This window comes from Pseudomonas sp. GV105, assembly GCF_003058185.1.
Lineage (GTDB): Bacteria > Pseudomonadota > Gammaproteobacteria > Pseudomonadales > Pseudomonadaceae > Aquipseudomonas > Aquipseudomonas veronii.
Genome location: NZ_QBUF01000013.1, coordinates 1 through 20,485, shown reverse-complemented (window position 1 = coordinate 20,485; position 20,485 = coordinate 1). Strand labels below are relative to the sequence as shown.

Annotated in this window: 13 protein-coding genes and 1 pseudogene; 2 read left to right on the top strand and 12 right to left on the bottom strand. The window is 62.6% G+C overall.

What is annotated here, in order from left to right; translation table 11 throughout:
• Nucleotides 1-86: 86 nt before the first annotated feature.
• Nucleotides 87-1,001 (bottom strand): LysR family transcriptional regulator, encoded by a 915-nt coding sequence (locus C8K66_RS23275; protein WP_102617209.1) that lies wholly within the window; start codon nt 999-1,001, stop codon nt 87-89.
• A 124-nt stretch (nt 1,002-1,125) separates the two neighbouring features.
• On the opposite strand from C8K66_RS23275, the gene C8K66_RS23270 reads away from it, so the two are divergent.
• Entirely contained in the window at nt 1,126-2,394 is a 1,269-nt protein-coding gene (locus C8K66_RS23270; RefSeq protein ID WP_108526045.1) for an MFS transporter, read from the top strand.
• Nucleotides 2,395-2,405: 11 nt separating this feature from the next.
• Here the strand turns inward: C8K66_RS23270 and C8K66_RS23265 are convergent, their stop codons facing one another.
• From C8K66_RS23265 to pilM, 11 genes and pseudogenes are all read right to left on the bottom strand, one after another.
• Nucleotides 2,406-2,915: a cytochrome b/b6 domain-containing protein gene (locus C8K66_RS23265; RefSeq protein ID WP_108526043.1), complete on the bottom strand. Its 510-nt coding sequence runs from the start codon at nt 2,913-2,915 to the stop codon at nt 2,406-2,408.
• Nucleotides 2,916-3,113: 198 nt separating this feature from the next.
• Complete coding sequence (hemE, locus tag C8K66_RS23260; RefSeq protein WP_017849853.1) at nt 3,114-4,181, bottom strand: uroporphyrinogen decarboxylase; 1,068 nt, start codon at nt 4,179-4,181, stop codon at nt 3,114-3,116.
• A 242-nt stretch (nt 4,182-4,423) separates the two neighbouring features.
• Complete coding sequence (locus C8K66_RS23255) at nt 4,424-5,842, bottom strand: FAD-dependent oxidoreductase (RefSeq protein WP_017849854.1); 1,419 nt, start codon at nt 5,840-5,842, stop codon at nt 4,424-4,426.
• A 32-nt stretch (nt 5,843-5,874) separates the two neighbouring features.
• Entirely contained in the window at nt 5,875-10,320 is a 4,446-nt protein-coding gene (gene gltB, locus C8K66_RS23250) for a glutamate synthase large subunit (protein WP_046384965.1), read from the bottom strand.
• Between the two features lie 351 nt (nt 10,321-10,671).
• Nucleotides 10,672-12,240: an SPOR domain-containing protein gene (locus tag C8K66_RS23240; RefSeq protein ID WP_057003635.1), complete on the bottom strand. Its 1,569-nt coding sequence runs from the start codon at nt 12,238-12,240 to the stop codon at nt 10,672-10,674.
• Between the two features lie 10 nt (nt 12,241-12,250).
• Nucleotides 12,251-13,351, bottom strand: a complete 1,101-nt coding sequence (gene aroB / locus C8K66_RS23235) for a 3-dehydroquinate synthase (protein WP_017849857.1) — start codon at nt 13,349-13,351, stop codon at nt 12,251-12,253.
• Nucleotides 13,352-13,476: 125 nt separating this feature from the next.
• Entirely contained in the window at nt 13,477-13,995 is a 519-nt protein-coding gene (gene aroK / locus C8K66_RS23230; protein ID WP_026140392.1) for a shikimate kinase AroK, read from the bottom strand.
• 4 nt (nt 13,996-13,999) lie between these two features.
• A pseudogene (locus C8K66_RS23225) lies at nt 14,000-15,253 on the bottom strand (type IV pilus secretin PilQ); the annotation flags it as partial.
• A 141-nt stretch (nt 15,254-15,394) separates the two neighbouring features.
• Nucleotides 15,395-16,366: a pilus assembly protein PilP gene (locus C8K66_RS23220; protein ID WP_057003634.1), complete on the bottom strand. Its 972-nt coding sequence runs from the start codon at nt 16,364-16,366 to the stop codon at nt 15,395-15,397.
• Nucleotides 16,363-16,917 (bottom strand): PilN domain-containing protein, encoded by a 555-nt coding sequence (locus C8K66_RS23215; RefSeq protein WP_046384969.1) that lies wholly within the window; start codon nt 16,915-16,917, stop codon nt 16,363-16,365. Before C8K66_RS23215 ends, C8K66_RS23220 begins: the two co-directional genes overlap by 4 nt.
• Nucleotides 16,914-17,567, bottom strand: coding sequence for a type IV pilus biogenesis protein PilM (gene pilM, locus C8K66_RS23210; protein ID WP_104904587.1), 654 nt, complete (start codon nt 17,565-17,567; stop codon nt 16,914-16,916). Before pilM ends, C8K66_RS23215 begins: the two co-directional genes overlap by 4 nt.
• A 220-nt stretch (nt 17,568-17,787) precedes the next feature.
• Here pilM and C8K66_RS23205 point away from each other — a divergent pair, with 220 nt between their 5' ends.
• Entirely contained in the window at nt 17,788-20,250 is a 2,463-nt protein-coding gene (locus C8K66_RS23205; protein ID WP_371928163.1) for a penicillin-binding protein 1A, read from the top strand.
• Nucleotides 20,251-20,485: the final 235 nt, after the last annotated feature.

Here is a 20,485-nt window from a genome sequence, read left to right as displayed (position 1 = left end):
CGTTCCGCGCCCTCTTCACAAACCGGTGGGTTTGTCATCGCCGCGTCCTGCCTGGCTCTGCAAGCGCTGGCAAAACACAGCTGAACTCACCGCACCCCAAGCGCGCTGCGAACCGCCGCCTTACGCGTCAACAACTCCACGAACGCCTGCGCCATCGGCGTTTGCGCGCCCTTGCGCTGCACCAGCCACACCGCCGTCACCGCCTCCTGGTCGAGCAGCGTGCGATAGACCACGCCATCGATGCGGATGCGCTGGTAGGACGCCGGCAGCACCGACACGCCCAACCCCGCCGCGACCAACCCGATGATCGTCATCGCCTCCCCGGCTTCCTGGGCAAAGCGCGGGCTGAAGCCGGCGTCGCGGGCCAGGTTGAGCAGTTGCGCGTAGAGACCGCTGCCGTAGCTGCGCGGGAAAAACACGAACGGCTCCTCGGCCAACTGCGCCAGGTGCAAGCCCCGCTCGCTGCCTTGCACCAAGGGATGATCGGCGTTGAGCACCGCCACCAGAGGTTCGCGCATCAACTCCACCACACTCAGCGAGTCCGGCAACGGCAGCGGCCGCATCAAGCCGACCTGGATCGACTCATCCACCAGCGACTCGGCTACCTCGGTGCTGCTCATTTCCTGCAAACTCAGGTGGACCGCCGGGAACGCCTGGCGAAACGCAAAGATCGCCTGGGGGATGCTCGAATTGAACGGCGCCGACGACGTGAAGCCGATCTTCAGTTCGCCCAGCTCACCCAACTGCGCCCGGCGTGCCACATCCGCGGCCTTATCGACTTGCGCCAGCACCAGTCGCGCCTCGTGCAGGAACAAGCGCCCGGCTTCGCTCAGTTCGACCCGACGGTTGGTCCGCTCGAACAAACGCGCCCCCACCTCGTGCTCCAGCGCCTGGATCTGCTGGCTCAGAGGCGGTTGCGAGATGCCCAGCACCTGCGCGGCCCGGCCAAAATGCAGCTCTTCGGCGACGGCGATGAAGTACCGCAGGTGACGTAATTCCATAGCAGCCTCATTAGGTCGTTAAAGCTATCAAACAGGTCGAACAATATATTGGAAAGAATCATTAGGCAGCTATATTCTTTTTTGCATTGCCGGTCCTGGCAGGCTTTTCCTCCCCGAGGTCCCCGTGAAATCTGCTGTCGCTCCATTCGCTCAAGAAGTCCCGCCGACCGCCCTGGATAAGAGGGTGGAGCAGCTCACTGACACGTACATCGAAAAAGGTACACCGATGTTCATGCGGACCGTGCTGGCGCTGTTCTGCGGCGGCTTCGCGACGTTTGCCCTGCTGTATTGCGTGCAGCCGATGATGCCGGCGTTGTCCCACGAATTTTCCATCAACGCGGCGCAAAGCAGCCTGGTGCTGTCGGTGTCCACGGCGATGCTCGCCCTGGGCCTGCTGATCACCGGGCCGATTTCCGACACCCTGGGGCGCAAGCCGGTGATGGTCGCCGCGTTGTTCTGTGCCGCCCTGTCCACCATCGCCAGCGGCCTGATGCCGAGCTGGGAAGGGATTCTGCTGATGCGCGCGCTGCTGGGGCTGTCCCTGAGTGGCCTGGCCGCCGTGGCGATGACCTACCTGAGCGAAGAGATCCACCCGCAGCACATCGGCCTGGCCATGGGCCTGTACATCGGCGGTAACGCCATCGGCGGCATGAGCGGGCGCCTGATCATCGGCGTATTGATCGACTTCGTCAGCTGGCACACCGCCGTGCTGATCATCGGCGCCCTGGCCCTGATCGCCGCGACGGTGTTCTGGAAAATCCTCCCCGAATCGCGCAACTTTCGCGCCAGCAGCCTCAAGCCGCGCAGCCTGGTGGACGGCTTCGTCATGCACTTCAAGGACGCGGGCCTGCCGTGGTTGTTCCTCGAAGCCTTCCTGCTGATGGGCGCGTTCGTAACGATGTTCAACTACATCGGCTATCGCCTGCTGGCCGACCCGTATGACCTGAGCCAGGCCGTGGTCGGCCTGCTGTCGCTGGTGTACCTCTCGGGCATCTACAGCTCGGCGAAAATCGGCGCGCTGGCCGACCGCCTCGGCCGCCGCCGTGTGCTGTGGGCCACCATCGTGTCGATGCTTGGCGGCATCGGCCTGACCCTGTTCACTCCGCTGTGGCTGGTGATACCCGGCATGCTGGTGTTCACCTTCGGTTTCTTCGGCGCGCACTCGGTGGCCAGCAGCTGGATCGGCCGTCGCGCGGTGAAAGCCAAGGGGCAAGCGTCGTCGCTGTACCTGTTCTGCTACTACGCGGGGTCAAGCGTCGCCGGCACCACGGGGGGGTTCTTCTGGCATTTGGCCGGGTGGAACGGGATTGGCGGGTTTATCGTCGCGCTGTTGCTCGGCGCGTTGCTGGTGGCGTTGAAGTTGGCGAAATTGCCGCCGCTGGCCTCGGCTTGAGGCGCAGCGCCCTAGAACGACATCCGCACCATCACCCGCTTGCCCCGGCGCTCGTGCATAACCACGGCACCGATGTGCATCACCAGCATCAGCAACAAGGCCACGCAGGACAGCACATGCACGCGGGAGTACCAGACGATGCTGGCCGGGTCACTGTGAAACGGTGCGAAGGAGACCAGGTTAAAGAGGTTGATCGGGCGATCCATCATCAGTACCCCTGTTGCCAGCACTATTGCCAACACCACATACATGGCCTTATGCACCCATAGCGCCAGGTATTCCCGCGGTGAACGCCTGACGGAAAAATCCAGGCCGTGGGTAAAGGAGCAATAAACCCGCACGACAAACACCGGGATGTACAGGGTGGTCAATGACACATTGAAAAAAAACACCCACGCTTTGACCGAGGCCGGCACGGCGAATATCGCCACGACAGAACCTGACAATAGCGCCCACACGATGATGACGGCCGAAACCCAATGCAGCAGTTTCTGGCACGTTGAATAGTCAGCGGTATTCATCCAGCGATCACCTGACAACGGACGCCAATCACTGGCGAGTGGAAAAGTTGGGCAGGATTTTTTCTTGGGCGGACAACGGCAGCCGTAGGAGAAGTCCTAAAGACCACAGACTACCAAGGCAGGACTTAACAAGAGCTGAAGCGCAACGAGCCCCCGCCTGCCGGGCAGACGGGGGCTCGATTCAGGCGGGGACGCTGGTTACTCGTGATACTGCGCCGACAACTCATGCACCGCGCGCAAGAACGCGCCGGCATGTTCCGGGTTCACTTCCGGCGTAATGCCGTGACCCAGGTTGAACACATGCCCGCTGCCCTTGCCGTAGCTGGCCAGGATGCGCCCGACTTCGGTGCAGATGGCTTCTGGCTTGGCGTACAGCACCGTCGGGTCCATGTTGCCTTGCAGGGCAACCTGGTTGCCGACGCGACGGCGGGCGTCGCCGATGTCGCAGGTCCAGTCCAGGCCCAGGGCATCCGCGCCGGCATCGGCGATGCTTTCCAGCCACAGGCCGCCGCCCTTGGTGAACAGGATCACCGGCACTTTACGGCCTTCGTGTTCGCGGATCAGGCCGCTGACGATCTTGCGCATGTAGGCCAGGGAGAACTCCTGGTACGCCGCCGCCGACAGGTTGCCGCCCCAGGTGTCGAAGATCTGCACCGCTTGCGCGCCGGCCATGATTTGGCCGTTGAGGTACGAGGTGACCGACTGCGCCAGCTTGTCCAGCAGCAGGTGCATGGCCTGCGGGTTGTCGTAGAGCATGGCCTTGGTCTTGCGGAAGTCTTTCGACGAACCGCCTTCGACCATGTAGGTGGCCAGGGTCCAGGGGCTGCCGGAGAAGCCGATCAGCGGCACGCGGCCATTGAGCTCGCGGCGGATGGTGCTGACGGCGTCCATCACGTAACCGAGGTCTTTGTGCGGGTCCGGGATCGGCAGCGCTTCGATGTCGGCCAGGGTGCTGATGACTTTCTTGAAACGCGGGCCTTCGCCGGTCTCGAAGTACAGGCCTTGGCCCATGGCGTCAGGAATGGTGAGGATATCGGAAAAGAGGATGGCCGCATCCAGCTCCGGGTAGCGGTCCAACGGCTGCAGGGTGACTTCGCAGGCGAACTCCGGGTTCATGCACAGGCTCATGAAGTCGCCGGCCTGGGCGCGGCTGGCGCGGTATTCCGGCAGGTAGCGACCGGCTTGACGCATCATCCACACAGGGGTGACGTCTACGGGCTGCTTGAGCAGGGCACGAAGGAAACGGTCGTTCTTGAGGGCAGTCATGTCGGCATCCGCAAAAAAAGTACGGGCATTTTCTCAGAGCGCGACGCAAAAGGCACGGGATGAGCCGTGCCTTTTATCTATCGGGTTGATTTACGACAATCTCTTGGGCACATCAAAACCGAATGTGGGAGGGGGCTTGCCCCCGATTGCAGTGTGTCAGTCTCAGTATCTTTAACTGGACTACCGCTATCGGGGGCAAGCCCCCTCCCACATATTGATCCCATTTCAACTCGGGATCGGGGTCAGACCTGCAGGTAGTCCAGGATACCTTCGGCGGCGTTGCGGCCTTCGAAGATCGCCGTCACTACCAGGTCAGAGCCGCGCACCATGTCGCCACCGGCGAAGATCTTCGGGTTGCTGGTCTGGTGCTTGTACTGGCCTTGTTCCGGGGCGACGACGCGGCCCTGGCTGTCGGTCTGGATCTGGAACTGCTCGAACCACGGCGCCGGGCTTGGGCGGAAGCCGAAGGCGATGACCACGGCGTCGGCCGGGATGATCTCTTCGGAACCCGGGATCGGCTCGGGGCTGCGACGGCCACGGGCGTCCGGTTCGCCGAGACGGGTCTCGACCACCTTCACGCCTTCGACGCGGTCTTCACCGACAATCGCGATCGGCTGGCGGTTGTAGAGGAATTTCACGCCTTCTTCCTTGGCGTTCTTCACCTCTTTGCGCGAGCCCGGCATGTTCGCTTCGTCACGACGATACGCACAGGTCACCGACTTGGCGCCCTGGCGGATCGAGGTGCGGTTGCAGTCCATCGCGGTGTCGCCACCGCCCAGCACCACGACCTTCTTGCCTTTCATGTCGATGAAGTCTTCCGGCGACTTTTCAAAGCCCAGGTTGCGGTTGACGTTGGCGATCAGGAAGTCGAGCGCGTCGTACACGCCCGGCAGGTCCTCGCCGGCAAAGCCGCCCTTCATGTAGGTGTAGGTGCCCATGCCCATGAACACCGCATCGTATTCGGCGAGCAGTTGTTCCATGGTCACGTCTTTGCCGACTTCGGTGTTCAGGCGGAACTCGATGCCCATGCCAGTGAACACTTCACGACGATTGCTCAGCACGGTTTTTTCCAGCTTGAACTCGGGGATGCCGAAGGTCAGCAGGCCGCCGATTTCCGGGTTCTTGTCGAACACCACCGGGGTCACGCCGCCACGCACCAGCACGTCGGCACAGCCCAGGCCCGCCGGGCCCGCGCCGATGATCGCGACGCGCTTGCCGTTCGGCTTGACCTTGGACATGTCCGGGCGCCAGCCCATGGCGAAGGCGGTGTCAGTGATGTACTTCTCCACCGAACCGATGGTCACCGCGCCAAAACCGTCGTTGAGGGTGCAGGCACCCTCGCACAGACGGTCCTGCGGGCACACCCGGCCGCAGACTTCCGGCAGGGTGTTGGTCTGGTGCGACAGCTCGGCGGCGGCGAGGATGTTGCCCTCGGCCACCAGTTTCAGCCAGTTGGGAATGAAGTTGTGTACCGGACACTTCCATTCGCAATACGGGTTACCGCACCCCAGGCAGCGGTGGGCCTGGTCGGCCGACTGCTGGGGTTTGAAGGGTTCGTAGATTTCCACGAACTCTTTCTTGCGTTGACGCAACAGTTTCTTCTTCGGATCTTTGCGCCCGACATCGATGAACTGGAAGTCGTTATTCAGACGTTCAGCCATGTTAAAACCTCATCAAACTCTTCAGGCGCATATCACTGCGGGTTGGCACGGATGCTGGAAAGCAACGATTTCAGGTTGGCAGCCTTGGGCTTGACCAGCCAGAAACGACGCAGGAAATCATCAAGGTTCTCGGCGAGGTTACGACCCCATTCGCTGCCGGTTTCCTCGACGTACTCGTCCAGCACGTGCTGCAAGTGGTTACGGTGGGATTCCATCGCTTCGCCGCTGATCCGCTGGATCTCGACCAACTCGTGGTTGACCCGGTCGACGAAGGTGTTGTCCTGGTCGAGCACGTAGGCGAAACCGCCGGTCATGCCCGAACCGAAGTTGTAACCGGTCTTGCCCAGTACCGCGACAAAGCCCCCGGTCATGTACTCGCAGCAGTGATCGCCAGTGCCTTCCACCACGGTGTGGGCACCGGAGTTACGCACGGCGAAACGCTCACCAGCGGTCCCCGCGGCGAACAGCTTGCCGCCGGTGGCGCCGTACAAGCAGGTGTTGCCGATGATGGCACTGTCCTGGGTCTTGTAGACGCTGCCTTTAGGCGGAACGATCACCAGCTTGCCGCCGGTCATGCCCTTGCCCACGTAGTCGTTGGCGTCACCTTCCAGGTACATGTGCAGGCCACCGGCGTTCCATACGCCGAAGCTCTGGCCCGCGGTGCCCGTGAAGCGGAAGGTGATCGGCGCCTTGGCCATGCCCTGGTTGCCGTGCTTGCGCGCGATTTCGCCGGAGATGCGTGCGCCGATGGAACGGTCGCAGTTGCAAATGTCCAGGCTGAATTCGCCGCCGCTGGCGTCGTTGATCGACGAAGCGGCCATCTCGACCATCTTCTCGGCCAGCAGGCCCTTGTCGAACGGTGGGTTGCGGTCCACCTGGCAGAATTGCGGCTTGTCGGCCGGGATGTGATCGCTGCCCAACAGCGGCGTCAGGTCCAGGTGTTGTTGCTTGGCGGTCTGGCCTTCGAGGATGTCCAGCAGATCGGTGCGGCCGATCAGCTCTTCGAGGGAGCGCACGCCCAGCTTGGCCAGCCACTCACGGGTTTCTTCGGCGACGTAGGTGAAGAAATTCACCACCATGTCGACGGTGCCGATGTAGTGATCCTTGCGCAGCTTCTCGTTCTGAGTGGCGACGCCGGTGGCGCAGTTGTTCAGGTGGCAGATGCGCAGGTATTTGCAGCCCAGGGCGATCATCGGCGCGGTGCCGAAGCCGAAGCTTTCGGCGCCGAGGATTGCGGCCTTGATCACGTCGAGGCCGGTTTTCAGGCCGCCGTCGGTTTGCACCCGGACTTTGCCGCGCAGGTCGTTGCCGCGCAGGGTCTGGTGCGTCTCGGCCAGGCCCAGCTCCCACGGAGCGCCGGCGTACTTGATCGAGGTCAGCGGCGAAGCGCCGGTGCCGCCGTCGTAGCCGGAGATGGTGATCAGGTCGGCATAGGCCTTGGCCACACCGGCGGCGATGGTGCCCACGCCGGCTTCGGCGACCAGTTTCACCGAAACCAGGGCCTGCGGGTTGACTTGTTTGAGGTCGAAAATCAGCTGCGACAAGTCTTCGATCGAGTAGATGTCGTGGTGCGGCGGTGGCGAGATCAGGGTCACGCCCGGCACCGCATAACGCAGCTTGGCGATCAGACCGTTGACCTTGCCGCCTGGCAGCTGGCCGCCTTCACCGGGCTTGGCGCCCTGGGCGACTTTGATCTGCAGCACTTCGGCGTTGACCAGGTATTCCGGGGTTACACCGAAACGGCCAGTCGCCACTTGCTTGATTTTCGAGCTCTTGATGGTGCCATAGCGCGCCGGGTCTTCGCCGCCTTCGCCGGAGTTGGAACGCGCACCCAGGCGGTTCATGGCTTCGGCCAGGGCTTCGTGCGCCTCGGGCGACAAGGCGCCCAGGGAAATACCGGCGGAGTCGAAGCGCTTGAGGACCGATTCGAGCGGTTCGATTTCGCTGAGGGCCAGCGGCGTATCCAGGGTTTTCACCTTGAACAGGTCGCGGATCATCGACACCGGGCGGTTATCCACCAGCGCGGTGTATTCCTTGAACTTGGCGTAGTCGCCCTGCTGCACGGCGGCTTGCAGGGTGCTGACCACGTCCGGGTTGTAGGCGTGATACTCGCCACCGTGTACGAACTTGAGCAGGCCGCCTTGCTGGATCGGCTTGCGCGCACTCCAGGCTTCGGCCGCCAGGGCTTTCTGCTCGGCTTCGATGTCGACGAAACGCGCACCCTTGATGCGGCTCGGTACGCCACGGAAGCTCAGCTCGCAGACTTCTTCCGACAGGCCAATAGCCTCGAACAACTGCGCGCCACGGTAGGAAGTGACGGTGGAGATGCCCATCTTCGACAGGATCTTCAGCAGGCCCTTGGTGATGCCTTTGCGGTAGTTCTTGAACACCTCGTAGAGGTCGCCCAGCACTTCACCGGTACGGATCAGGTCACCGAGCACTTCGTAGGCGAGGAACGGGTACACCGCCGAGGCGCCGAAACCGATCAGCACCGCGAAGTGATGCGGGTCGCGGGCGGTGGCGGTTTCCACGAGGATGTTGGAGTCGCAGCGCAGGCCTTTTTCGGTCAGGCGGTGATGGACCGCGCCGGTGGCCAGGGAGGCGTGGATCGGCAGCTTGCCCGGTGCGATGTGACGGTCGGTCAGCACGATCTGGGTACGCCCGGCGCGCACGGCTTCTTCGGCCTGGTCCGCGACATTGCGCACCGCGGCTTCAAGGCCGAGGCTCTCGTCGTAGTTCAGGTCGATGATCTGGCGGTCGAAGCCCGGACGCTCCAGGGTCATCAGCGAACGCCACTTGGCCGGGGAAATGACCGGCGAGCTGAGGATCACACGGGAGGCGTGCTCAGGCGATTCCTGGAAGATGTTGCGCTCGGCGCCGAGACACACTTCCAGGGACATCACGATGGCTTCACGCAGCGGGTCGATCGGTGGGTTGGTCACCTGGGCGAACTGCTGGCGGAAATAGTCGTATGGCGTGCGAACGCGCTGGGACAGCACGGCCATCGGCGTGTCGTCGCCCATCGAGCCGACCGCCTCGTAGCCTTGCTCGCCGAGCGGACGCAGCACCTGGTCGCGCTCTTCGAACGTGACCTGGTACATCTTCATGTACTGCTTGAGCTGGTCGATGTCGTAGAACGCCGAACCGTGGTCGTTGTCTTCCATGGTCGCCTGGATGCGCAGGGCATTCTTGCGCAGCCATTGCTTGTATGGGTGACGGGACTTCAAGCGGTTGTCGATCGCATCGGTGTCGAGGATCTGCCCGGTTTCGGTGTCCACGGCGAGGATCTGGCCAGGACCGACGCGGCCTTTGGCGATCACATCTTCCGGCTGGTAGTTCCACACGCCGATTTCCGACGCGAGGGTGATGAAACCGTTGGTGGTGGTCACCCAACGCGCCGGGCGCAGACCGTTACGGTCGAGCAGGCACACCGCGTAGCGGCCGTCGGTCATGACCACGCCGGCCGGGCCGTCCCACGGTTCCATGTGCATCGAGTTGTACTCATAGAACGCCCGCAGATCGGGGTCCATGGTCTCGACGTTCTGCCACGCAGGCGGAATGATCATCCGCACGCCACGGAACAGGTCGATGCCGCCGGTGACCATCAGTTCGAGCATGTTGTCCATGCTGGAGGAGTCGGAGCCGACGCGGTTGACCAGCGGGCCGAGCTCTTCCAGGTCCATCAAATCGTTGGCGAACTTGGTGCGACGGGCCACGGCCCAGTTGCGGTTGCCGGTGATGGTGTTGATCTCGCCGTTGTGGGCGAGGAAGCGGAATGGCTGGGCCAGCGGCCATTTCGGCAGGGTGTTGGTGGAGAAGCGCTGGTGGAACACGCAGATCGCGGTTTGCAGGCGCTCATCGCTCAGGTCCGGATAGAAGGCGGTCAAGTCCGCCGGCATCATCAGGCCTTTATAAATGATGGTCTTGTGCGAAAAGCTGCAGATGTAGTGGTCGGTGTCGGCGGCATTCGACACGGACGAGCGACGACGCGAGGTGAACAGCTTGATCGCCATGTCCTGGTCGCTCAGGCCGTCGCCCGCGATGAACACCTGTTCGATCTGCGGCAGGCGCTCCAGGGCCAGGCGGCCGAGCACACTGGTGTCGATCGGCACTTTGCGCCAGCCGACGAGTTGCAGGCCGGCCGCGAGGATTTCGCGGTTCATGTTCTCGCGAGCGGCTTCGGCTTTGACCGGGTCCTGGTTGAAAAACACCATGCCCACGGCGTACTGCTTGGGCAGCTCGACCGCGAAATGCTGTTTGGCGATGGCGCGCAGGAACAAGTCGGGCTTTTGAATGAGCAAGCCACAACCGTCACCGGTCTTGCCGTCGGCGTTGATCCCACCGCGGTGGGTCATGCAGGTCAGGGCCTCGATGGCCGTTTGCAAAAGGGTATGACTGGGCTCGCCCTGCATATGGGCAATCAGGCCGAAACCGCAGTTATCCTTGAATTCATCGGGTTGGTACAGACCTGCTTTCATAGACACTTTCTCACCAGGCTGCCTCTTATATCGAGGCAAATTTCTTTTCAATTCAACCAGTTACCTTCCACGCCGAACGTTCGCCGGCTTTGCAGGGGCAAAAGGGAGGTCATTGTACACACCGACACAGACGCTCACAAATTTAGCGACGAGATGTCGCAAATCTATGTCGCATTTATGAAAGGTTTAAAGCGATATGCTGTGCTAGTCAAAACTTTTTTAATTTTGACCGCTACGACTCAAAAGCCACTGTGACGCAGACACCACAATGCGCGCGGCCTTGAGGGCTGCACGCACTTGCGGTTTTTTTTGAGGTGCCGGGAGGGCGGCCTGGGTAAGGCCGCCGAATCTTCAGCGAGTTGCTGCCAGTTCTTGTTGAACGCTGGCAACAGTGCGAGGCCAAGGTTTACCAGCCTGAACCTTCGCTGGCAAGGCTTTGATAGCGGTATCGGCGGCGGCACGGCTGGAGAAGCTGCCGTAAGTGATCACGTAAAGCGGCTTGCCGTTGAGCACCTTCTTGAAATAACGGTACTCGCCGCCCTGCTCTTTGACGAAGGCTTGAGCATTGGCTTCGGAGCTGGTGCCGAGGATCTGCACCACGAAGTTACCGCTGGGCTGGCTGGTGTACCAGCTGCTGCCGGTGGCGCCGGCCTTGGCGACAGTCACCGGTTTTTCCGCCGGTTTGGCGGCCGGGGCCGGAGCCGGCTTGGCGACAGGCGCTGGCGCGACCGGCTTGGCGACAGGCGCCGGTTTGGCGGTCGCGACCGTAGGCGCAGGTACAGGCACAGGCGTTGGTTTTGCCGCCGGTTGACCGGCAGGCACGCCCACTGGCGGCGCGGTGGTGGTCACGGTCGGCGGTGTGCTGCTGGAGCCTTCCACTGGCACGCCGTCGTCGCCTTCGGAGATACCGCCGGCCGCTTCGGCGAGCGGGCCGCGCATGACGGGCTGGCCGACCATCGGCAGGTTGGTCGGTTGGCCGGAGTTGGCGAACTCGACATTCGGCGTGGGTTTACCCAGTGGTAACTGCGCCTGTTCGGTTGGCGCGCCGGCAGGCGTCGGTGCCTTGCTGCGACCTGGGATCAACCAGGCGGCGGCGACAGCGACCACGACAACGGCGGAAATAGCCAATACGTGCTTTTTAGGCATAGTGAACCCCATCTTTGGACGCTTGACCGCAGAGCGGCTGGCAATCATGGCTTCAATCATCGCATCGCGGGCAACCTGGTTGATGGTGCCAGGCCAGCCGTCGGAGCTTTCGTGAATATCAGAGATCTGCTGAGCGGAGAAAAGTTCGATGCCCTGCCCGGCGCCTTCGAGGCGTTGTGCCAGATATTCGCGGGTTTCTTCCTCTTCATACGGCTGCAATTCGATGACGTGGAACAGCTCCTGCTCACCGCTGATCTGCTCCAGAGCGGCGATCAGGGACGATTCACCGAACAGGAACACATGCGGACGACCTTCCGGCGTACCCGCCGCCAGCGCCAGCAGCGCTTCGAGGGCCGACTCGTCAAGCTGCTCGGCGTCGTCCACCAGCAGGTAGACTTCCTGGCCGGTCAGGCCCAGTTGCACCACTTGCTTGAGAATCGCATTCGGCTCGGCGCTGGCAACGTCCAGGGCCTGGGCCACCTGACGCAGCACGCCCGCCGCATCGCCGGCGCCACGCGCCGACACCACTACGCTTTGCACCGATTGCTTGTTGGTGCTGGCGACCAGCGCCTGGCGCAGCAAGGTCTTGCCGCTGCCCAGCGGGCCGGTGACGACCAGCAACAACTGGCTGTAGCGCGCCAGGTGATGCAACTGCCCGAGCACCGGCTTGCGCTGCGCAGGGAAGAATTTGAAACCAGGCACCCGTGGAGCGAAGGGGTCGTGGCTTAACTGGTAATGGCCGAGGAACGCCTCGTCGGCATGCAAACTAGTCATCGGGCTCTTATTAACCTTTAAGCTGGGCCAGGGCGCGGTAATCCGCTCCCAGCGTGGCCTGTAGAATCTCTTTCGGATAATCGTCGGTCACCACCGCTTCGCCCATGCGGCGCAGCAGCACCAGTCGCAGTCGACCGTCGATCACTTTCTTGTCTATCGCCATATGTTCGAGGAAATCCGCCTCGCTCATCTCCTCGGGCGGGATCACCGGCAACCCGGCGCGCTGGAACAGGCGGATGCCCCGATCCCGCTCCTGGGCGCTGATCCAGCCCAGGCGTTGCGACATCTCCAATGCCATCACTGTGCCAGCCGCTACGGCTTCCCCATGCAACCACACACCATAGCCCATGTGCGTTTCGATCGCATGGCCGAAGGTGTGGCCCAGGTTCAAGGTGGCCCGTACACCGGACTCCCGTTCGTCGGCATTCACCACCAGCGCCTTGGCCGCACAGGAACGGGAGATCGCTTCGGTCAGCGCCACCTGGTCCAGCGCGCGCAGGGCGTCGACATGTTCTTCCAGCCAGGTCAGGAACGGCTCGTCGCAGATCAGCCCGTACTTGATGACTTCCGCCAGGCCCGCCGACAGCTCGCGCGGGGGCAAGGTGTTGAGGGTCGCGGTGTCGATCAGCACAGCCTGGGGCTGGTAGAACGCGCCCACCATGTTTTTGCCCAGCGGATGGTTGATGCCGGTCTTGCCGCCCACCGACGAATCGACCTGGGACAGCAAGGTGGTCGGCACCTGGATGAAATCCACGCCGCGCTGGTAACAGGCGGCCGCAAAACCGGCCATGTCACCAATCACGCCGCCACCGAGGGCGACCACGGTGGTGCGCCGGTCATGGCGTGCGGTCAGCAGGCCATCGAAGATCAGTTGCAGGGTTTCCCAGTTCTTGTGGGCTTCGCCGTCGGGCAGCACCACGGAGATCACCGAGTACGCCGCCAGGCTGCGGCTCAGACGCTCAAGATACAGCGGCGCGACCGTTTCGTTGGAGATGATCGCCACTTGCCGCCCGGCAATATGCGGTGCGAGCAACTCGGGCTGGTCGAGCAGACCTTCGCCAATATGGATCGGGTAGCTGCGCTCGCCTAGATCGACCTTAAGTGTCTGCATGTGTCCCCGCGTTGAAGATGTATTAACGACCGGCAACGTCGTGATCCGACGTCGCCTGATGGCTCTACGCCACACCCCACAGGGTGATGACGCGCCGCCGAGAATAGCGCATTTCGGGCCTGGCTTTAACGGGGTGGCAGCCGTTGCAGGCGCTCGAGAATGTCGAGCACCACCATCCGAGGTGGCCGCTCATCGGTTTCCACCACCAGATCGGCGATTTCCCGATACAGCGGATCGCGCAGCGCCAGCAGATCCCGCAGGGTCTTCGCCGGGTCGGCGGTGCGCAGCAGTGGGCGATTGCGATCACGCGCGGTGCGCCCCACCTGCTGCTCGACCGACGCATGCAGATAGACCACCCGACCACCGGCATGCAATGCCCGGCGGTTCTCCTCGCGCATCACAGCACCGCCGCCGGTCGCCAGGACCACGCCATCGCAAGCGCACAGCTCGGCAATCATCGCCTGCTCACGGTCACGAAAGCCCAGTTCGCCTTCCTTATCGAAGATCCACGGGATATTGGCACCCGAGCGCACTTCAATTTCCTTATCGGAGTCTTTGAATGGCAGGCGCAGCTCTTTGGCCAGCAAACGGCCGATGGTGCTTTTTCCAGCCCCCATCGGTCCTACAAGAATCAAATTTCGCACAGAATCAACGACTCACAGCAATCGCCTGGTTATTCATAATACGCGGAGTCAGGAATACCAGCAGCTCGGATTTTTTTTCTGCCAGCACATCGCGCCGGAAAAGGCGGCCAAGATACGGCACATCGCCCAAAAATGGCACTTTATCTAGCACTTTGCTTTGGGTATTGGAGAAAACTCCGCCGATGACGATGGTCTCGCCGTCCCTGACCAGCACCTTGGCGTTGACCTCGTTTTTCTTGATCGGCGGTACGTCGTTGAGCTTGTTCAGGTAATCCGGCTCATCCTTGGTGACTTTGACCTCCATGATCACGCGGTCGTCGGGGGTGATTTGCGGGGTGACTTCCAGGGACAGCGAAGCCTCCTTGAACGACACCGAGGTGGCGCCGCTGGAGCTGGACTCCTGGTAGGGAATCTCGGTGCCCTTGAGGATGCGCGCGGGCTCCTTGTCGGACGTGACCACCTTGGGCTGCGAGACAATCTCGCCGTTGCCGGTTTTTTCCATCGCGGTCAGTTCCAGGTCCAGCAGCAGGTTGTCGGTGATAAACGCGACACCCAGGCCAGAAGTGTTGGTGAGCGCCCCCAAGTCGACAAAGGGCGAGCCGGACGGGTTTTCCACAGGCTCGGTGCCTGGCTCCGGAGGTTTCTCGACACCGCCGGCGCCCCAGTTGCCGCGATTGATCCGCCCTCCCCAGCGCACGCCCAGGCTTTTGTCGTAGTCGACATTGGCCTCAACAATCCGCGCCTCGATCATCACCTGGCGCACCGGAATATCCAGCTGCGCCACGATGCGTCGCAGCTCTTCCAGGCGTTCGCCGGTCTGGTAGGCGATGATGTTGTTGGTGCGGTCATCCACCGCCACCGAGCCGCGTTCGTCGGTGGCGCCTTCCAGGCCGGTCACCGATTGGAACAACTTGGCCAGGTCCGCAGCCTTGGCGTAATTGACCTGCAACAGTTCGCGCCGCAATGGCGCCAGTTCAGCCATCTGCTTGCGCGACTCCAGCGTCAGCAGCTCGCGCGCGGCCAACTCGTCGGCGGGCGCCACCAACAGCACCCCGGCCTTTATCCGCTGGTCCAGCCCCTTGCTTTGCAACACCAGGTCCAGCGCCTGGTCCCAAGGCACGTCCTTAAGCCGCAGGGTGATCGAACCTTGCACATCGTCGCTGGCGACCAGATTCAGGCCCGCCACATCGGCAATCTGCTGCAACACGGCGCGCAGCTCGATGTTCTGGAAGTTGAGGTTCAGCTTGTCACCGGTATAGGTACCTGATGCCGCACCGCCGGGAGGCGGCAGCTGGATCAGATCCACACGATTGGGCACAGCAGCAGCCATCGGTGCCGTGAACGCTATCCATAGCGCCACACCGAAGGACGAGAAAGTCCTTTTCATTGTTTGATTCCGTTATGAGTTGACGTTCAGCACGAGGGTCCGCGGGCGTTCCAGCCACGCGCCCTGTTCATCGGGAAACAATTCGAGCAATTCCACATGGCCCTCATCAATAGCCGTGACCCGACCGTGGTCCGGCCCCAGGTAATCGCCGACCGCCAGCCTGTGGACGCTGGCAGCGGCACGCAGCAGAGCGAAGGTCTGCGCGCCTCGGGACAGCGTGCCGACCATTTCGAACTGGTCGACGGCGATACCTTCCAGGGCACCGCGGGCACGCCCGAGGTCCGGTGCGAGCGCGGGCCGGCCGGGTACGTGACCGACCTGCAAGGCGCGCGGCTGGAACGGATCACGCAAGGCCAGCGCGTCATAGACAAAGCGCGGCCCCGGCTCGACGGCCGGGGTCGACTGACCGCCCGACGACGGATTGCGATAGGTCTTGGCCACCAACTCCAGGCGCAACCCGGCCGCATCAGCCCGAAGCGCCACATCATGCACCGTGACGATGCGCGGTAAGCCGCCCAAAGCGCTCACAAACATCGCCAGGTCGTGATAAGCCCCGGTGACGCCCAGGCGTAACGGCTGCTCGATATAGAGTGGCCGGGGCTGCTCATCCAACACCACGATAGCGTCGACGAGCACCCCATTGACCGCCCCCAGCCGGGCGATATCTTCGAGCAATGCGGGTACCCCGAACGCACCGGGCAACTGCTGCATCAGCCCGGCAAAACGCGCCTGCATCGCCTGAAGCTGCTGGCTGCGCGCCTCCAGGCTGGCGGCAAGGCCAGCCTTCTGGGCCACCTGTCGCTGCAAGACGACGCCCTGCGCCTCGACCGCCTGCAACCGTTGCCGCGAGGGGCTCAGGTACGTCCCATCGCCCACCCACAGCACCAGGCCGGCGAGCGCGCAGCCGAGCACGACCTTGGCGGGCAAGGGCCATTTCGCAGCGTTGTGGGTGAGAGCGGAAAAGTCGAGCCTGGGCAGGCTCACGGTTGAGCCTCGGCGGACTCTCCCTGGCGCACCATCAATTGAAACTCGTTGCTGCCCTGGCCATCTTCCATCCGCACATGTTGCAGCCGAGTGGCATGGGCGCCTTCGGAGGCTTGCAGGCGACGCATCAGTTGGGCGATGTCCTGGCTGGAATCGGCGCTGCCACGGATGCTGACCGTATCACCCTTCGCCACGACCTCGTGCAAATGCACGCCGTCTGGCACCGCGCGGGCCAACTGATCCAAGAGCTGGGCACCGGCCGAGCGGGCTTCGTTCAAGTCCTGCACGACCTTCATGCGCTCCGCCAATTGCTGGCTTTGTTCCTGCAGGTCATCGATGGTCTTGATGCGCGAGTCGAGGACGGCAGCGTCCTTGTCCAGGTGGCTATTGCGCGTCACCTGTCGATCAATCGCCCGGTCGATCACCTGATCGGCCAACCACACGGTTGCGAACGCCACGCAGGCAAACGCCAGCAGCAACCCCAGAAAGAATTTGCGCCGCCGTTCCGCCAGCGCCTGGCGCCAGGGCAAAAGGTTGATTAGTGTCTTCAAGCGAAACTCCTCAGGGCCAACCCGCAAGCAATTCCCATCCCGCGGGCATCCGCGGCCCATTGTGCGCCATCGACTCGATGGCCCGGCGTGAAGCTGGCGAAATCCTGACTGCAAGCGCGTGCGAATGCAAATGCTTCCACATCCACCACCTTCGGCACCAGCCCAGCCAGGGTCAAAACCGCGACCCGAGCCTCTACCTGGGCCTTATGGCACGCCGCGAGCAATACATCAACCCGCGCCAGGTTCTGGGCCGATGGCCCGCGAACCTGGAAATCCAGGGCCATCTCATCCAGCGGATAAGGGATGTACTGGTCGGCCTCCATCTGGATCATCCAGGTCATTTCTTCCTCACTGAGCCCCGCGTCCAACTCGATCACCCGGGTAATCACCGAAGCTCCCGCCACAGCCACGGCCGCTTGGCGGGCCGAGGTGCGCGAGCGGGCCAATGCCTGGGACAACGTCTGCCCCACGCCGTCGAGGTCGAGCACGCTGCTGTCGACTACCGCCTGGGGCGGTAGCGCCTGTGTGGCGTAGCTTTGCACGCTGTAACCGGCGGGCGAGTGGCCGAGTTCGATCAACCGGATGCCGGTGTCCTGGATGTCGACACCCAGGACGGTATCGACTTTTCGCCTGAAAAATCCCTTTTCCATAAAACTCCCTAAAACTTTCCCTGTCATACCGCCTGATTGGCGCGTGGCAGCGTGCATTCGGTCGCCTTGTTTGCGAGGCGCGAATGACGCCCCAAGCCGAAAATGCTTTAATGCCCAGCGTTTTTTCCCGCTTTTTATCTGCAGCCAGGGTCGATTCATCGTTTGCCATGCATGCCCCGGCGCCTAACCCATTCTTTTCTCTGGAAATCCAAAAGCCTTGATTCGTCTGCTGAAGTTTTTCGGGTACTCCATTGTCGCCATCGTTTGCGGGCTGCTGCTCGTCCTCAGCGGCGCCTACCTCTACCTTAGTCCGGGTTTGCCCTCCGTAGAGGCCCTGAGAAGCATCCAGTTGCAGATTCCTTTGCGGGTCTACAGCAGCGATGAAAAACTGATCGCGGAGTTCGGCGAAATGCGCCGTACCCCGATTCGTTTCGCGGATATTCCACCCAATTTCATCAACGCCCTGCTGTCGGCCGAGGACGATAATTTCGCCAACCACTACGGCGTCGACCCCAGCAGCCTGGTGCGGGCCGCCACGCAATTGGTAAAAAGCGGACACATTCAATCCGGCGGCAGCACGATCACCATGCAGGTGGCGAAGAACTTCTTCCTCACCAGCGAACGCAGCTTTTCACGCAAAGCCACCGAGATCCTGCTGGCACTGCAGATCGAGCGACAGCTGACCAAGGACGAGATCCTTGAGCTGTACGTCAATAAAATCTACCTGGGCAACCGCGCCTACGGCATCGAAGCCGCGTCCCAGGTCTACTACGGCAAGTCGATTCGCGACGCCAGCCTGGCGCAGATGGCCATGATTGCCGGCCTGCCCAAGGCACCCTCGCGCTTCAACCCGTTGGCCAACCCGGCACGCAGCAAAGAGCGGCGCGACTGGATTCTGGGGCGCATGTACAAGCTGGGCAAAATCAGCCAGAGCGCCTATGAAAGCGCAGTGGCCGAGCCGCTGAACGCCAGCTACCACGTACCGACCCCGGAAGTGAACGCCCCTTATATCGCGGAGATGGCACGGGCTGAGATGGTCGGCCGTTATGGCAGCGAGGCCTACACCGAAGGCTTCCGTGTGACCACGACCGTTCCGAGCGACTTGCAGGAAATCGCCAACAACGCGGTGCATGAAGGCCTGATCACCTACGACCAGCGCCATGGCTACCGCGGCCCCGAATCGCGCCTGCCGGGCAAGACCCTGAGCGCCTGGACCACCGAACTCGGCAAACAGCGCACGATCAGCGGCCTGGAACCGGCCATCGTCACCCAGGTGAAGAAGGACGGCGTGCAGGTACTGACCCGCACCGGCGAAGCGCATGTGGCGTGGGACAGCATGAAATGGGCGCGCCCATTCCTGAACACCAACAGCATGGGGCCGATGCCCAAGCAGCCGTCGGACGTGGCGCAGGTGGGTGATTTGATCCGCGTGCAACGCCAGAAGGACGACAGCCTGAAATTCAGCCAGGTGCCGGTCGCCCAAGGCGCTCTGGTCTCCCTCGACCCGCAGAACGGCGCGATCCGTGCCCTGGTCGGCGGCTTCGCGTTCGAGCAGAGCAACTACAACCGTGCCACCCAGGCCAAGCGCCAGCCGGGTTCGAGCTTCAAGCCGTTCGTCTACAGTGCCGCCCTGGACAACGGCTACACCGCCGCCAGCCTGGTCAACGATGCACCGATCGTGTTTGTCGACGAGTACCTGGACAAGGTCTGGCGTCCGAAGAACGACACCAACACCTTCCTCGGCCCGATCCGCATCCGCGAGGCGCTGTACAAGTCGCGCAACCTGGTGTCGATCCGCTTGCTGCAGGCGATGGGCGTGGGCAAGACCATCGACTACATCACCCGCTTTGGTTTCAACAAGGCGGACCTGCCGCCGAACCTGTCCCTGGCCCTGGGGACGGCGACCCTCACGCCGATGGAAATCGCCACCGGCTGGAGCACGTTTGCCAACGGCGGCTACAAGATCACGCCGTACCTGATCGACAAGATCGAAAGCCGCAATGGCGACACCCTGTTCACCGCCAACCCGCCACGGGTGCCGGGTGATGTGGTCAACGGCGTGGCCGCCAGCGATGGCCTGGCCGCACCGAGCAACGGCGGTATCACCATCGAGCCGACCCCAGGCGTCACGCCGGCGGCGAACCCGAGCGCCGCGCCTGAACCGCAAGCGCCGGCAGTGGCCGAACGCGTGGTGGATGGCCGCACCACCTACATCCTCAACAGCATCCTGGAAGACGTGATCAAGAAAGGCACCGGCCGCCGTGCACTGGCCCTGGGCCGCGCGGACATCGCGGGCAAGACCGGTACCACCAACGAATCCAAGGACGCCTGGTTCTCCGGCTACAACGCCGACTACGTGACCACCGTATGGACCGGCTACGACCAGCCGGAAAGCCTCGGCCGCCGCGAGTTCGGCGGTACCGTCGCGCTGCCGATCTGGATGAGCTACATGGGCGCCGCCTTGAAGGACAAGCCGCTGCATACCCAACCGGAACCGGAAGGCATCCTCAGCCTGCGGATCGACCCGGTCAGTGGCCGCGCAGCATCGCCGAGCACGCCGAATGCGTACTTCGAGCTGTTCAAGAGCGAGGACACGCCGCCGTCGATCAACGAATTGGGCAATGGCTTGGCGCCGGGCAGCCCGCTGCCGGCGGATGAGGCGGCACCGATCGACCTCTTCTAAGCCCATGCGGTCAACCCTGTGGGAGGGAGCTTGCTCCCGATGGCGGTGTGTCAGTCACCAGGTTCATTGACTGACAGTCCGCCATCGGGGGCAAGCCCCCTCCCACATTTGGTTCTGCGCAGGCCTTGGGTTTATAGCCATGTCTAGTCCTGAAATAGGTTTACACCTATTTCAGTCTCAAAACGCCCGGTGCACCGCATCGGGCGTTTTGTATTTCAGGGAGAAATGCGGTCGC

Bases quoted from the DNA above. Each gene is read 5' to 3' on its own strand.
- C8K66_RS23275 (WP_102617209.1), bottom strand. From the start codon at position 1,001: ATGGAATTACGTCACCTGCGGTACTTCATCGCCGTCGCCGAAGAGCTG.
- C8K66_RS23265 (WP_108526043.1), bottom strand. From the start codon at position 2,915: ATGAATACCGCTGACTATTCAACGTGCCAGAAACTGCTGCATTGGGTT.
- hemE (WP_017849853.1), bottom strand. From the start codon at position 4,181: ATGACTGCCCTCAAGAACGACCGTTTCCTTCGTGCCCTGCTCAAGCAG.
- C8K66_RS23255 (WP_017849854.1), bottom strand. From the start codon at position 5,842: ATGGCTGAACGTCTGAATAACGACTTCCAGTTCATCGATGTCGGGCGC.
- gltB (WP_046384965.1), bottom strand. From the start codon at position 10,320: ATGAAAGCAGGTCTGTACCAACCCGATGAATTCAAGGATAACTGCGGT.
- C8K66_RS23240 (WP_057003635.1), bottom strand. From the start codon at position 12,240: ATGACTAGTTTGCATGCCGACGAGGCGTTCCTCGGCCATTACCAGTTA.
- aroB (WP_017849857.1), bottom strand. From the start codon at position 13,351: ATGCAGACACTTAAGGTCGATCTAGGCGAGCGCAGCTACCCGATCCAT.
- pilM (WP_104904587.1), bottom strand. From the start codon at position 17,567: ATGGAAAAGGGATTTTTCAGGCGAAAAGTCGATACCGTCCTGGGTGTC.